13 protein-coding genes and 1 pseudogene are annotated in these 14,312 nt (G+C 63.6%); 9 read left to right on the top strand and 5 right to left on the bottom strand.

Annotated elements, in window-relative coordinates:
• Nucleotides 1-49: 49 nt before the first annotated feature.
• A complete protein-coding gene (locus NE850_RS25570) occupies nucleotides 50-793 on the top strand; it encodes a FadR/GntR family transcriptional regulator (RefSeq protein WP_007176899.1) in 744 nt (247 codons plus the stop codon).
• Between the two features lie 122 nt (nucleotides 794-915).
• Here NE850_RS25570 and NE850_RS25565 read toward each other — a convergent pair whose 3' ends face one another.
• Nucleotides 916-2,499, bottom strand: coding sequence for an aldehyde dehydrogenase (NADP(+)) (locus NE850_RS25565; protein WP_007176898.1), 1,584 nt, complete (start codon nucleotides 2,497-2,499; stop codon nucleotides 916-918).
• A 221-nt stretch (nucleotides 2,500-2,720) separates the two neighbouring features.
• Here NE850_RS25565 and NE850_RS25560 point away from each other — a divergent pair.
• Nucleotides 2,721-2,837: pseudogene (locus tag NE850_RS25560) on the top strand (2-dehydro-3-deoxyglucarate aldolase); the annotation flags it as partial.
• Here the strand turns inward: NE850_RS25560 and NE850_RS25555 are convergent.
• Both NE850_RS25555 and NE850_RS25550 read right to left on the bottom strand, forming a co-directional pair.
• Nucleotides 2,831-4,123, bottom strand: coding sequence for an MFS transporter (locus tag NE850_RS25555; protein WP_310699566.1), 1,293 nt, complete (start codon nucleotides 4,121-4,123; stop codon nucleotides 2,831-2,833). The pseudogene NE850_RS25560 and the gene NE850_RS25555 sit on opposite strands and share 7 nt — an antisense overlap.
• Before the next feature lie 29 nt (nucleotides 4,124-4,152).
• A complete protein-coding gene (locus tag NE850_RS25550) occupies nucleotides 4,153-4,989 on the bottom strand; it encodes an NAD(P)-dependent oxidoreductase (protein ID WP_007176896.1) in 837 nt (278 codons plus the stop codon).
• Between the two features lie 413 nt (nucleotides 4,990-5,402).
• Here NE850_RS25550 and NE850_RS25545 point away from each other — a divergent pair, with 413 nt between their 5' ends.
• A complete protein-coding gene (locus NE850_RS25545; protein ID WP_035516565.1) occupies nucleotides 5,403-5,942 on the top strand; it encodes a DUF2867 domain-containing protein in 540 nt (179 codons plus the stop codon).
• A gap of 147 nt (nucleotides 5,943-6,089) precedes the next feature.
• Here NE850_RS25545 and NE850_RS25540 read toward each other — a convergent pair whose 3' ends face one another.
• Nucleotides 6,090-6,911, bottom strand: a complete 822-nt coding sequence (locus NE850_RS25540; protein WP_007176894.1) for an alpha/beta fold hydrolase — start codon at nucleotides 6,909-6,911, stop codon at nucleotides 6,090-6,092.
• A gap of 154 nt (nucleotides 6,912-7,065) precedes the next feature.
• Between NE850_RS25540 and NE850_RS25535 the strand changes: the two genes are divergently transcribed.
• The 5 genes from NE850_RS25535 to NE850_RS25515 all read left to right on the top strand — a co-directional run bounded on the left by NE850_RS25535 (nucleotide 7,066) and on the right by NE850_RS25515 (nucleotide 11,199).
• Complete coding sequence (locus NE850_RS25535; protein WP_157187692.1) at nucleotides 7,066-7,329, top strand: hypothetical protein; 264 nt, start codon at nucleotides 7,066-7,068, stop codon at nucleotides 7,327-7,329.
• A gap of 144 nt (nucleotides 7,330-7,473) precedes the next feature.
• Nucleotides 7,474-8,889 (top strand): cytochrome ubiquinol oxidase subunit I, encoded by a 1,416-nt coding sequence (locus tag NE850_RS25530; protein ID WP_007176893.1) that lies wholly within the window; start codon nucleotides 7,474-7,476, stop codon nucleotides 8,887-8,889.
• A gap of 41 nt (nucleotides 8,890-8,930) precedes the next feature.
• Nucleotides 8,931-9,935, top strand: coding sequence for a cytochrome d ubiquinol oxidase subunit II (gene cydB / locus NE850_RS25525; RefSeq protein WP_007176892.1), 1,005 nt, complete (start codon nucleotides 8,931-8,933; stop codon nucleotides 9,933-9,935).
• Nucleotides 9,910-10,113 carry a hypothetical protein gene (locus tag NE850_RS25520; RefSeq protein ID WP_007176891.1) on the top strand — a complete coding sequence of 68 codons (204 nt, stop codon included), beginning with the start codon at nucleotides 9,910-9,912 and terminating at the stop codon, nucleotides 10,111-10,113. The genes cydB and NE850_RS25520 overlap by 26 nt, the downstream gene beginning before the upstream one ends.
• Nucleotides 10,114-10,443: 330 nt before the next feature.
• On the top strand, nucleotides 10,444-11,199 hold the full coding sequence (locus NE850_RS25515; RefSeq protein WP_007176890.1) for a response regulator transcription factor: 756 nt from the start codon (nucleotides 10,444-10,446) through the stop codon (nucleotides 11,197-11,199).
• 51 nt (nucleotides 11,200-11,250) lie between these two features.
• Here NE850_RS25515 and NE850_RS25510 read toward each other — a convergent pair whose 3' ends face one another.
• A complete protein-coding gene (locus NE850_RS25510) occupies nucleotides 11,251-13,206 on the bottom strand; it encodes a hybrid sensor histidine kinase/response regulator (RefSeq protein ID WP_007176889.1) in 1,956 nt (651 codons plus the stop codon).
• 299 nt (nucleotides 13,207-13,505) lie between these two features.
• On the opposite strand from NE850_RS25510, the gene NE850_RS25505 reads away from it, so the two are divergent.
• Complete coding sequence (locus tag NE850_RS25505; protein WP_310699565.1) at nucleotides 13,506-14,297, top strand: hypothetical protein; 792 nt, start codon at nucleotides 13,506-13,508, stop codon at nucleotides 14,295-14,297.
• Nucleotides 14,298-14,312 lie beyond the last annotated feature (15 nt).

Raw genomic sequence — 14,312 nt, 5'->3', positions numbered from 1 at the left:
ATCAAACGCATGAAGTCTCTGCAACTATCTGATTCGAGGGGCGTTTTCGATGGCTACACCACTGGCATCCGCGGCACCGCCACGACGCGCTCGTAATCTTGCCGAGTTCGTCGTCAGCTACGTCACCGAGCAGATTGCGTCGAACGCCTTGAAACCCGGCGACAAACTACCCACCGAGTCCCAGCTCATGGTCACGCTGAGCGTGAGCCGGACCGTCATTCGTGAAGCCATCTCGCGTTTGCAGGCGGGCAAGATCATCGAGACGCGGCATGGTATCGGCAGTTTCGTGCTGGAACCGCCGCGCGAAAAACTGGGCATCGACATGGTGCCGGCCACCACCTTGCGCGACGTGCTGTCGATCCTGGAACTGCGCATCAGCCTCGAAACGGAATGCGCGGGGCTGGCCGCCCAGCGCGCCAAGCCGGACGACCTCGCGCGCATGCGCACCGCGCTCGATGCGATCGAAGCCACGCGCCACAACGGGCTGGACAGCGTCGACGCCGATCTGCAGTTTCATATCTCAGTGGCACGCGCTACCGGCAACCGCTATTTCGTCGATATCCTCACGCAAATGGGCAGCGCGCTGATTCCGCGTAACCGGCTCGACTCCGCAGGCATTGCGCGCGCGGAACCGGACGCGTATCTGTCGCTCGTGAACCTCGAACACGAAAGCATTCTCGAAGCGATCACCCGGCACGACGCGGAAGGCGCGCGCGCGGCCATGCGCATGCATCTGTCCAACAGCCGCGAGCGCTTGCGGCGTGCGAACGAAGCGGCTGAAGCGAATAGCTGAGTCGATTCGTCACCGCGAAGTCATCGCGCGGTGGCCGTGAACACAAAAAGAAATGGCCGGGATCGAATAGACCCCGGCCATTTTTCATTTCACACGATCACCGATCGCGAATCACCCGGCACTCAGCTGCGCGTGATCTCGCCATCGCGGCGGCGCCACAGGTTCAGCGGGTTGCCGTCGGCGAGCGCCTCGGGCAACAGATCGGCCGGGAAATCCTGATAACACACCGGGCGCAGGAAGCGCTCGATCGAAGTCGTGCCGACCGAAGTCGCACGGCTGTCGGATGTAGCCGGGAACGGGCCGCCATGCACCATCGCGTGCGAGACCTCGACGCCCGTCGGGAAGCCGTTCACCAGAAGCCGGCCGGCTTTGCGTTCGAGAATCGGCACCAGCTTCTTCGCCGCCGGCAAATCGGCGCTGTCCATCTGCACCGTGGCGGTCAACTGACCGGCGAAATGTTCGGCGACCGTGAGCATTTCCTGCTCGTCCCTGCAACGCACGATGGTCGACGCCGGGCCGAACACTTCGTCTTCCAATGCGGGCGTGGCGAGGAACGTCGGCGCATCGGTCACGAACAGCGCCGCGCGAGCCTGCGTCGGGCCGGTTCCTTCGACGCCGTGCGCCACGGCCTCCACGCCTCTCGTCGCGGCCAGCTTGCCCTCGCCCTCTTCATAAGCGGCATGGATGCCGGACGTCAGCATGGTTTGCGCGGGCTTGCCGCTCAGCGCGTCGGACGCGGTTGCAACGAAGCCCTTGAGCGCGTCGCTGTCGATTGCAATGGCGAGACCCGGATTGGTACAGAACTGACCGGCGCCGAGCACCAGCGAATCGACGAAGCCACGCGCGATGCTCTCGCCGCGCTGAGCCAGCGCATTCGGCAGAAGGAACACCGGATTGATGCTGCTCATTTCCGCGTAGACCGGAATCGGCTCGGCACGCGCCGCCGCCACGCGCATCAGCGCGATCCCGCCCGCGCGCGAACCCGTGAAGCCCACCGCCTTGATCGCCGGATGCGCGACCAACGCCTCCCCCACAGAGTTACCGGCACCGACGATCAGCGAGAACACGCCTTCAGGCAAGTCCATTTCCTGCGCGACACGCTGGATCACCCGTCCGACCATCTCCGAGGTGCCCAGGTGAGCGCGGTGCGCCTTCACCACCACCGGGCAGCCGGCCGCGAGCGCCGCGGCGGTGTCGCCACCCGCTACCGAAAACGCGAGCGGGAAATTGCTCGCGCCGAACACGGCGACCGGGCCGAGCGGAATCTTCTGCATACGCAGATCGGAACGCGGCAACGGCTTGCGCTCCGGCAGCGGCGAATCGAGCGTGGCGGCGAGCCATTGTCCGGCGCGTACGACTTGCGCGAACAGTTTGAGCTGGCCCGTCGTGCGGCCGCGCTCGCCTTCGAGACGCGCCTTTGGCAAGCCCGACTCCTGGTGCGCCCGCTCGATCAGCGCATCGCCCAATGCCGTGATGCCGTCGGCGATGCGCTCGAGAAATTCGGCGCGCACTGTCAGCGGCAACTGACGGTACGGATCGAAAGCCTGCCGCGCGAGCTCACAGGCCTCGCCAACGTGGGCGACAGAGCCGCTGCCGAAAACCGGCTCCGCGATGTCCGATCCCGTGACAGGATTGAACGCATGCAATGGTTCTTCCTCGCCGCGTACCGCTTTGCGACCGATCAGCATTTCGCCGGTGATAGACATTTCGCATTCCTTGGATAGAGACCTAAGATATAGGTCATCCTACAACATATCGAGATGTGCGCGCAACCGAAACGCTTGTCTGGCGAGGAATTCGGGTTTACGTGGCCGCCACCAGCGGTAAGGCCAATGCCAATCTGAAAACCTAGATATACGACGACCTATAACAAACTTTGACGGTCGTTGGAGCTAGCCGATCCATCGTCGTTCGAGGAAAACAGCCCATGCCTGCCCTCACGCCCTATCAGCCCTTACCCAATAGTTTTCGCCGAGCGGTGCGCGGCGGCGAAACCCTGATCGGCTGCTGGGCGTCGCTCGCCAGCCCGATCGTGACTCACTTGGCCACCGCGCTCGCCGGCGTCCAGCGCGGCTCGGGCGTCCTGTCGGCGCCTTTCGCCAGCAGGCACACCACCGCCGCCGCGATAATGTCGAACACCGCCAGCACGACGAACAACGGGCTGTAGCCGATCTGCGTGACCAGCACGCCGAACAGCGCCGTGAACGCCGCCGCGCCCAGATAGCCCGCCATGCCGCCCATGCCAGTCGCAGTAGCGACTTCATTCTTGCCGAACATATCGGCCGTAATTGCATACAGCGCACCCGACAAGGTCTGATGCGCAAACCCGCCGACGCACAGCAGCGCCACCGCCGCATACGGGCTCGCCACCAGACCGACGCAGGCCGGCCCGATCATGCACAGCGCGCCGACCACGAACACCATCTTGCGCGACGTGAAGAGCGACACTTTGGCGTACTTGTGAAACAGCGGACTCAGATAGCCGCCCAGCACGCAGCCGATGTCAGCGGCCAGAAACGGCATCCACGCATACAACGCGACTTCCTTCAGATTCATGTGACGCTCGGTCATCATGTACAGCGGAATCCACGCGTTGAAAGTCTGCCAGGCCGGTTCGGAGAGAATGCGCGGAATGCCGATTGCCCAGAAGTCGCGGCTGCCGAGCATGGCGAACCAGCTGCGCTTCGCGGCGCCGGCGTCGCTGTGCTTTGCTTCCTGGCCGCTGAGAATGTAGTCGCGCTCGGCGTCGCCCAACAGCTTCTGCTTGCGCGGATGTTTGTAGAGCACCATCCACAGCACGCTCCAGATAATCCCGGCCACGCCGACGATCACAAAGGCCAACTGCCACTCGCCATGCAACAGCGCCCAGACCACCAGCGGCGGCGCCAGCAGCGCGCCGATCGACGAGCCGATGTTGAACCAGCCGATCGCCACCGAACGCTCCTTGGCCGGGAACCATTCGCTCGTCGCCTTGACGCCGGCCGGAATGCCGGCCGCCTCGGCAAGACCGAGCACACCGCGGAAGAACGCGAGGCTGCGCCAGCCGGTCGACCACGCCGCCGCCGCGCACGCCAGCGACCATGCCAGGGCGAACGCCGCAAAGCCGATCTTGGTGCCGATGGTGTCGAGCACATAGCCGGCGACCGGCTGCATGAATGCATAGCAGAGCTGCCAGGCCACGACCACGTGCGAATACTGCTCCGTGGTGATGTGGAGGTCTTTCATCAACGTCGGCGCGGCTACCGACAGCGTATTGCGCGCGAGGTAATTGATGATGAGCCCGGCCGCGACCAGGCTGACCATCCACCAGCGGATGCCCTTGATCTTCATTACTGCGTCTCCTCGTAATTCTGGACCGCTCAAACAGGCCGCGTGGCGGAAGCGGCCAGGCCGTCCGGGCCGGCGTCATCGCGCGAATAATCGATGCCCACAAAGCCGCCACCCTGGAAGCGCTGGCCCAACGCGTCGAGCGGATTCGGGCGCGCGAGAATTTCTTCGGCGTAGACCTCGGCGTTTTGCGCCGGCTGATAGCCCAGACGCTCGGCGCCGCTGTTGTCCCACCAGCTGCGCGTATTGGCCGACACGCCCCAGATGGTCAGGAAGCCTATGTTCTCCGCCTCAACACAACGGTCGAGAAAATGCAGCAGATCGCGATGACCGAACCAGGTGCTCAGATGGCGGGGCTCGGTCGGCCGCTCGAGGCAACTGCCGATGCGCACGCAAACACTCTCGATGCCGTGCTTGTCCCAGTACATTCTCGCCAGCGCTTCACCCCACACCTTGCTCAGGCCGTAAAAACCGTCCGGGCGCAGTTCGCAGTCGAGGCTGAGATGCTCGGTAACGGGATACATGCCGATGGCGTGATTCGAACTGGCGAACACGATGCGCCGCACGCCTTGCCGGCGCGCGCCCTCGTACACTTCGACCAGCCCGCGCAGATTGTTTTCGATGATCTCGGGCAGCGGACGCTCCACGCTCGTACCCGCGAAATGGATCAGAACGTCGACACCTTCGAGCAGCCGGTCCACGACCGCGGGGTCGCGCAGGTCGCCGTGCATCACGTCCTCGCCTTCCACGAGCGGCACGAGGGCCTTCGAGCCCGCGGCCGAGCGCAGCGGCGTGCCGCGCGCGACCAACGCAGCGCGTACTACTGAGCCTAGCTGGCCGCCTGCTCCACTCAGAGCAATCTTTTTCATAGGGTTCCTTTGCTGCACCGCGCGCGATCGAACTTGGATACTGCAATCGCTTCGGTCATGACGGCATGCTCTGCCGAGCTTAAAATAGTTGTACGATAACGTACTATCATCGATGCGGAAGCTAAATTCAATTAGGCACTTACCCTTATTTCAGCCTCGACACATCCAATTCTCTCCTTGCAAACAACGCACTATGCCAATTTAATTTATGTGACGTCATATAACTTGAGGTATGCTTTTCCATCTGAATTGGGCACATGGGAGCCCCCGCGTGCCAGCCCCGCACTGCCGTCCCTCAAGGGCGCGTAGACTTGAACGCAAACGCTCACGCGCGAGCCGAGCCGCCAGCGATGAACCGGCGCCGCGCCTTCTTCGATTCCGTCGATTCCATTTGCCAGCCCCGCACACCACCCATGCTCACAGCCCACTGTTCCGTGCAATCCGTCGCCCTGCCGGCTGAATCGGGCGTCGCCCGTCTATACCAGGCACCGGACCTCGCCGACGCATACGCGGTCCGCCTGCCCGACAATGCCATCGACGATCCGGAATCGCTCGCGCGCTTCGTGTTCGGGCATCAGGCAGCGTGGGTCGCGAAGCTGATGGGATTGCGCGATGCGATCGTCGCGCGTTTCGGACTGAAGACCTCGACGCAGTTGCGCACTCGCGATCCGGCGAACGCAAAGGAGCGCGTCGACATCTTCAGGATCTACACGCGTAGCGCACACGAGATCATCCTCGGCGAAAACGACCGTCATCTCGACTTCCGCGTGTCGCTACTGCAGCAAAGCCGAGACACCCGCGAAGGCCGCTCGCGCTATCTGATCCTGTCCACCGTCGTGCATTGCCACAATCGACTCGGCCGCTTCTACATCCTCGCGATCGCGCCGTTCCACCGGCTGGTGGTCCGCTCGTCGTTGCGACGAGCGGCGCGCGTCGGCTGGCCGACTGTCTGAGCAGTCCGGGACGCGGGCACCTCATCAAGCATGGCCTGCGATTCGGCCTGCGATTCGGCCTGCGGTTCGGCCTGCGGTTCGGCCTGGAGCGCGGCTGGGCACGCCGGCCCATCCACCGCCCGCCGCACCCGTAACGTCAACGCATTACTACGATCCGATGAACTCCAGCAGATCGGCGTTCACCTTGGGTGCCTCGACGGTGCACATGCCGTGCTGTCCGCCCGGATAGACCTTGAGCGTGGCGTTCTTCACGATCTTCGCGGTCAGGCGGCCGGCGGCGTCGATCGGCACGATCTGGTCGTCGTCGCCATGCAGCACCAGGGTGGGCACGTCGATCTTCTTCAGATCCTCCGTGTAGTCGACTTCGGAGAACTGCTTGATGCAGTCGTAAAGCCCCTTGATCGAGCCGGCCATGCCCTGGACCCAGAACGAATCGATCACGCCCTGCGACACCTTCGCACCCGGACGGTTGTAGCCGTAGAACGGCAGCGCGAGATCCTTGAAGAACTGCGAACGGTCGTCTTCCACGCCCTTGCGGATGCCGTCGAACACCTCGAGCGGCGTGCCGCCAGGATTGCTTTCGGTCTTCAGCATCAACGGCGGCACCGCGCCGATCAGCACGGCCTTGGCCACCCGCTGCGTGCCATGCCGGCCGATGTAATGCGCGACTTCCCCGCCACCCGTGGAATGGCCGACGAGCGTGGCGTCCTTCAGGTCGAGGTGTTCGATCAGCGCCGCGAGATCGTCGGCGTAGGTGTCCATGTCGTTGCCGTCCCACGGCTGTTGCGAGCGGCCGTGACCGCGCCGGTCGTGTGCGATCACGCGAAAACCTTTGCTGCCCAGAAACAGCATCTGCGCGTCCCAGGCGTCCGCGGTCAAAGGCCAGCCATGCGAGAAGACGACCGGCCGGCCCTTGCCCCAGTCCTTGTAGAAGATTTCCGTACCGTCTTGCGTCTTGATCGTGCTCATCTGCGGACTCCTTTCAGGTGAAGTCTGCCGTTGCCGGCAGGTGGATGAAGCGTGCTCTCAAACCATTCGCGTGGCAGGCGGCACAGCATGCGTTACACCACACGCCGATGACGGATTCGCGACACACCCAGGCAATCAGACCGGAGGGTCGGCTTTGACTATTTCGAAGCGGATAACGGGAAAAAATACGGGAATGGCTATACGGCTTATGCGTGTGAGTAGCATGCGCTCTTTTGAAAAACGCTGCCGTCTGGCTACCGGCAAGTCAAAACGCTCGACCACGCCCCTGCGACGTTGCTGCGCCGCGGTCGATTGCCGCAGCTCCGGCCCGTCGCGCGCCGACGCCGTGCGCGAAGGCAATCAGGAAAACTTGATGCCCATCAACGGTTTGCTGTCTCAAAAAAGAAAATCAGCATAAAACAAGGTGGTTTTTTGACGCACATCGCACCGCAGCAAAGTTTCCCCTCATCCCCTACTCTTGCGCCATCTGCCCAGCGCAGTGCGCACCGACAACGGTCGACGCGCGTAGCCCGCCTTCGCGGTCATCACGCACTTCACGCTCATGAACTCCGCTCTATCGGCATTCGATCTCGCCCGCATCCAGTTTGCGTTCACTGTCTCGTTCCACATCGTTTTTCCGGCGCTCAGCATCGGTCTCGCCAGCTTCATTGCCGTCCTCGAATGGCGCTGGCTGAAAACCGGCAAGGCGTACTACAAAGACCTTTGCCTGTTCTGGTCGAAGATCTTCGCGGTGGCCTTCGGTATGGGCGTCGTGTCCGGCGTCGTGATGAGCTATCAATTCGGCACCAACTGGTCGGGCTTCTCCAGTTTCGCCGGCCCCGTCACCGGGCCTCTTCTCATGTACGAGGTCATGACCGCATTCTTCCTCGAAGCGGGCTTCCTCGGCATCATGCTGTTCGGCTGGCAGCGCGTGAGTGCGCGCGCGCACTTCGGCGCCACGCTGATGGTGGCGATCGGCACGCTGATCTCGACCTTCTGGATTCTCGCCTCCAATAGCTGGATGCAAACGCCGCAAGGCTTCGAAGTCGTGAACGGCCGCGTCGTGCCGCTCGACTGGTTCAAGATCGTGTTCAATCCGTCGTTCCCGTACCGGCTCGCGCATATGGCGCTCGCGGCGTTCATCGTCGCGGCGCTGGTGGTGGCGGCGGTGGGCGCGTGGCATCTGCTGCGCGGACGGCGCGATCCTGCCGTGAAGAAGATGTTCTCGATGGCGCTCTGGCTGCTGCTGATTCTCACGCCGATCCAGGCTTTCGTCGGCGATCAGCATGGTCTGAACACGCGCGAATATCAGCCGGCCAAGATCGCCGCGATCGAAGGCCTGTGGGACACCGAAAAAGGCGGCACCGCGCTGAACCTGTTCGGCATTCCCGACATGCAGGCGGAAACCACGCGCTATGCCGTGTCGATTCCGCATCTCGGCAGCCTGATCCTCACGCATAGCTGGGACGGCGAGATTCGCGGCCTCAAGGAATTTCCGCCGCAAGACCGGCCGAACTCGACCGTGGTGTTCTGGAGCTTCCGCATCATGGCGGGCCTCGGCGTGCTGATGATCCTGATGTCGGTCGCCGCCTGGGTGCTGCGCCGCCGGGGCAGCCTGTTCGAATCGAAGTGGTTCCAGCGCGTGGCCGTGGCGATGGGCCCGACGGGCTTCATCACTCTGCTGGCCGGCTGGGTCACGACCGAAGCGGGACGTCAGCCGTGGGTCGTGTACGGCGTGATGCGCACCTCGCAGGCCGTGTCGCCGCTGACCACGCAGCAGGTCGGCATCTCGCTGATGGCCTTCGTAGTTGTGTACTTCCTGGTGTTCGGCACCGGCATCTACTACATGCTCAAGCTCATGCGCACGGGCCCCGCTCTGCCGGGACACACGCCGCATGGCGCGCCGGAACAACGCTCACCGAACCAGACCGCGCGCCGCCCGCTCTCCGCCGCCGATCACATGATCGACGCCGCCTGAACCCACCCTGCTTCAGCAGCTACTTGCGATAGAGAAAGAACATGGACGTAACCGTAGTGTGGGCCGCGATCATCGCGCTGGGCCTTTTCATGTATGTGGTGCTGGATGGCTTCGATCTGGGCATCGGCATCGTCTTCCCGTTCTTCCCCGATGAGAAAGAACGCGACCTGATGATGAACACCGTCGCGCCGGTATGGGACGGCAACGAAACCTGGCTGGTGCTCGGCGGCGCCGGTCTGTTCGCGGTATTTCCGGCGGTGTATTCGACCGTGCTGTCCGCGCTGTATCTGCCGCTGATCTTCATGCTCGTGTGCCTGATCTTTCGCGGCGTGTCGTTCGAGATTCGCGCCAAGGCCAATCGCACGAAGCATCTGTGGGATCTGGCGTTCATCGGCGGCTCGGCAGGTGCGACGTTCTTTCAGGGCATCGCGCTGGGCGCGTTCCTGCAAGGCATTCCCGTGATCGATGGTGCGTATGCGGGCGACGCCTTCGGCTGGCTCACGCCGTTCAGCCTGCTCACGGGTCTCGGACTCGTCGTCACGTACGCGCTGCTCGGCTGCTGCTGGCTGGTGGCGAAGACCGAAGGCGATCTGCAGCGCCGCCTGCATCGCGTGGTCTGGCCGCTGACGATCGTGCTGCTCGGCTTCATCGCGATGGTGAGCCTCTGGACGCCGCTGCAGGATCCGAATATCGCGCAACGCTGGTTCCACGACGGCCTCTTCTACCGTCTGCTGCCGGTGCCGTTCCTCGTGGCGGTCTGCGCGTTCTTCATGTATCGCGCGGTGCGTGAGCGGCATCACAACACGCCGTTCGCGCTCGCGCTGCTGCTGGTGCTGCTCGGCTACGCGGGGCTGCTGGTGAGCCTGTGGCCGTATGCGATTCCGTCGAGCATGACGCTGTGGGAAGCGGCCGCGCCGCGTTCGAGCCAGATGTTCACGCTGGTCGGCGCAGCGGTGATTCTGCCGATCATCATCGCCTATACGACGATGGGTTACTGGGTATTTCGTGGCAAGGTGCGTCATGGCGACCAACATCACTATCACTAAGCAGGCCGGCTCCGGCGCAACTCGAAGCGGGACTCACGGCGCATCGCCCGCGCCGTCGCGCAAACTGCCGGGCTGGCTGTGGTTCATCGCGCTGTGGTGTTTCGGCGTGGGCTCGGCCATGTCGCTCGGTTTCGCATTCAAGATTCTGATGAATGCGACGTTATTTGCAATCAAATAGCAACTGCTTTCGTGTGATTCGATCCGGTGCGCATAACCTTCGGAATCCTGCATGGCCGGCTTCAAAAAAGGGGCGTTCGGCTCGTCTACCATGCAAGCCGGAACCTATGCGCGGGAGACCTGCCTTAGACATCACGCAGTGCATCGGACCAGATGGCGATTTAACAAATAAGCAGTCACATAAGCGGCAAACCCGAAGGTGCGCCGCGCCACCGGTCGGGCATATGATCGCGGGGTGGGCAGCAATGATGCGATTCACGAGGCTAGAAGTAAAACGAGACCCTATAACGGCGGCAGCCCACATTGGGCTGGCCCGACTCGCGGAGCCATCATGAAGTTTCTCGTAGCCGACGACCATGAACTGATCCGCGAAGGCGTCAAGGGCATGCTGCGCGGACTCGATCCCGACGCCCAATTCGACGAAGCCGACAACTGGGAAACGCTCGCGACCCTCGCGCGTCCCGACGCCGATCACGATCTTGCCATCGTCGATCTGCATATGCCCGGCATGAGCGGCGCCTCGTCGCTCGAAGTGCTGCTGAAGGCGAACCCCGCGCTGCCGCTCGTCGTCCTCTCAGCGGAAGAATCGCCCGACGAAATGCGCGCGGTGCTGGCCGCCGGCGCACTCGGCTTCGTGCCGAAGCGGCAGCCCGCCAGCGTCATGCTCAAGGCGATCGAACTGGTGCTCTCAGGCGGCGCCTACGTGCCGATGGAAGCCCTCAGCCTGCTAGGCACGCGTGACGCGCAGGCCGAAGCGGGCGCCAATCCGTCGCTGCAAGGCATGGTTGCGGGCGGCGCGCAAGCGCCCAGCCAGGCCGGCGCCGCGCTGACGGAACCCATCGCGCAGATTCAGGCGTTGCAGCCGCACCAGCAGCATCTGCTGGAAAACCTGTCGCCGCGTCAGCAGGACATCATGCGGCTCGTGCATCGCGGCTGGACCAACAAGATGATCGCGCGCGAGCTGGGCGTCGCGGAAGGCACGGTGAAGGTGCATCTGTCGGTGATTTTCCGGGCGCTCGGCGTGCACAACCGGTCGACGGCGATCGCCGTGATCAACGGCTGGCTGGAAGCCGGGAAAACCCTTTAGTGCGAGACCGGCGACAGGCGGTGTTCGCGCCGCCTGTTCGCGTCTACGTGTCTACTTTTGCGGTTCGCTTTGCGACGGCGCGCTTTCGTACCGAGTGCTCTGGGACTGGCTCTGCGATCCCATTCCCGCTCCACCTTGCGGCACGCTCGCGGCAGCCTGCATCGCGCCACTCGCCGGCCAGCCGCCCACCTCTTTTCCCGTCGGGTCCGCGCGCAGTTCCGGCGCGGCCGCCGCCCGCCCCTTGTCCAGTTCGGCCTGCTGCCACAGCATCTCCAGCGTGCGCCGCAGGCGCGCCGGCGTGACCGGCTTGTGAAGTACCGGAATCCCCTGCAAGGCGAGCGCCGCCAGTTCCGCCGACGCCATGTCGCCCGTGATGAGCAGCGTCACCACGTTGTCGTGCCCCGCATGCGCGAGCGCGTTGCGCACCGCCGTCAACGCCTGCGCGCCGGTGCGGTGATTCGCCAACTGGTAATCGCACAGCACGGCATCGGGCACGAAGCCGCCTTCGAGCGCCGCGAGCGCGTCGGCCTCGTCGCGCGCGCCGAGCACGCTGCAACCCCAACGGCCCAGCAGACTGACGAGGCCTTCGAGAATCGACGGATCGTCGTCGATGCACAGCACGCACCGCCCTTGCGCCGAGGGACCGCCCGCCACGGCTTCGTTCAGGCTCGCGACGATACCGCCCGCATCGCCCGCCTGCACCGGGAAGCGAAACGCCGAACCCCGCCCCGGCGCCGAGCGCAGTTGCAGCTTGCCGCCGAGCATCTCGACGAGCCGCTTCACCGTCGGTAAGCCCAGACCGTGACCCTGGCGCGCGTCGCGTTGCGGATTGGCGACCTGATAGAACTCCTCGAAGATGCGCTCCTGCTCCTCGACGGGAATGCCGATGCCCGAGTCGCGCACCTCGATATAGCCGCCCGCCGGCCGCCCCGCGCGGCGCACGCCCAGCCAGATCGCGCCTTCTTCGGTGTAACGCACCGCGTTCGAAAGCAGATTGCTCAGTACCCGTTCGAGCAGCACGGGATCGTCGTGCACGACCATCGTGGTCGGCGCGATGCGCAGCGCCAGGCCTTTAGCGGCCGCCTGCGGGCGGTACTGGCTGCCGACCCGTTCGAACAGTTCGGACAGCCGGAAATGCAGCCGGATCACCTGCGTCACGCCGCTTTCGAGCCGCGCCAGATCGAGCACCTGATTGAACAGCTGGTTCAGCGCCTCGACGTTGTAGACAATGTGCTCGGCGGTCTTCGCGTGCTGCGCGGGCGTCGCCGCCGCGTCGTTGAGCGAGGCCGCGAGCAGGCCGATGGCATGCAGCGGCTGGCGCAGATCGTGACTGGCGGCGGCGAAAAAGCGCGTTTTGGCGAGGCTTGCTTCTTCGGCCACCTGTTTCTGCGCGGCCAGCGACTCCGCCAGATACTGCTGGTCGACGCGCGCCTGCACGACCTGCTGGAACAGCTTGCGGTAACTCAACGCATAGACGTTGATCGCGCAGAAGAAAAACGCGAGGACGATAGCGAGAATCGTGCGGTCGAACGTATGCGTGCCGAAATGCATGACGATCGAGGGAAACAGCAGAAACGGAATCGCGGTCGAAAAATTCAGCAGGTCGAAGCCATTCGACATGAACACGCCCGCGGCCAGCGTCACGAGCATGACCGTATGCAGCAGCGGCAAATCGGTTTGCGGGCTCTGGAACGCGAACCACACCGCGATGCCCGGCGCGCTGTAGAGCAGCACGCCGCGCAGCGCATGCAGATAGATCCAGCCGCGCGGCGAGACGAGCTCGGGATAGCGGCGATTGCAGATCCACAGCGCGAGACTGCCGCAATTGGCTGCGGCATAAAAACCGAAGCAGGCGATAAACAGCGGCGGCGACGGTATGTTCGGCCAATAAATCGCCACCAGCACCGCGATCGAAAACCAGTGCGAAAAGAAAGCGATCGGATCTTGTGCGTACAGCACGCGCACCAGGTCTTCGTCGATGGCACGCTGGATCGGGTCAGCCCGCATTACGCGGTCTCCTGTTGTCGATCGTCGATCGGAGTTGGCGCTCCGGCGCCTGCTCTGGTCCCGTGCACCGGACAGCTCCGGCGCAACCCCTTTCTCTTCAGACGAATAAGATGCATTTTTCCGGATGGTTTACCCGGCAGTTTACCCATCAGCTACCACTTAATCCATATAGGCGAAGCCGCCGCCGGAAACCATACTGGGCTCACATTCTCCAGCGCGGCTTCAAAGCTCCACCATCCACACCCCGCCTGCAGTTCGGGCTCACCGCGCTCGTTGCCTTACCCCTTCTGGAGGTTTTCATGGGCGCAGTTCCTAGCCACGAGTTCGTCCGCAATCTCGACGATGCGATTCTGCCGGATTTGTGGCGCCGGCGTACCCGGTTATCCGGCGACGAAATGGTGTCGATGGTCGAACTGGTCAAGCGGGCATTGCGGACCTATCACCCGCTCGAGTTGCAGGCGCTCGGCGAGGACAAGGAAGAACTGGTCGCCCAGTTCATCTACGCGAAAGTCCTGCGCCTCGCGCCCGGCCATACGGAAACCCGCGCCTGCGCCGACAGCGCGCCATCCAACGGCTACGCACTGTGCGCGTATTTCCGCCGCTATCTGATCGACTGCCTGCGCAGCGCCGGCCATCAGCGCAACGTATCGATGGAAAACGAAGGCATGGCGCAGGAAATCGATCTGCATGCGCAAGCGCTGGAAGACCCGGTAAAAAGCGTGCTGCTGCAATACGGCCTCGACGAACAGCGTGTGCGGCTCTCGGCACGCGCCTTTATCGAGAGCCTCGACGAGCCGGAGCGGATCGTGCTGGCCGGCAGCCTCGGCTGGTGCTCGGAAGGCAAAGGCGGTCTTTCTGCAGTCGCAGCGCAGCATCGGGTGCCCTCTTATCACTATCGCGCCGTCAAGCTCGGCGTCACCATGAAGAAGACGGCCGGCGCCGAGGATTTTTCCAATACCAAGATCGGCCGCTGGCTCGCGGACGAGCTCGGTATCGAGATCGACGTCGACAATCGCCCGGCTATTCTGCTCGCGCTGAACCTGCTCGCCGCCGAATCGAGCGACAGCGAAATGAACGAAGCAGCCGCCTGACAGCATGCGGCCACG

Origin of the sequence: Paraburkholderia sp. USG1 (assembly GCF_031570135.1) — a bacterium.
In the GTDB taxonomy this organism is placed as follows: Bacteria; Pseudomonadota; Gammaproteobacteria; order Burkholderiales; family Burkholderiaceae; genus Paraburkholderia; species Paraburkholderia dioscoreae.
This window is presented reverse-complemented; position numbering and strand designations above follow the sequence as displayed.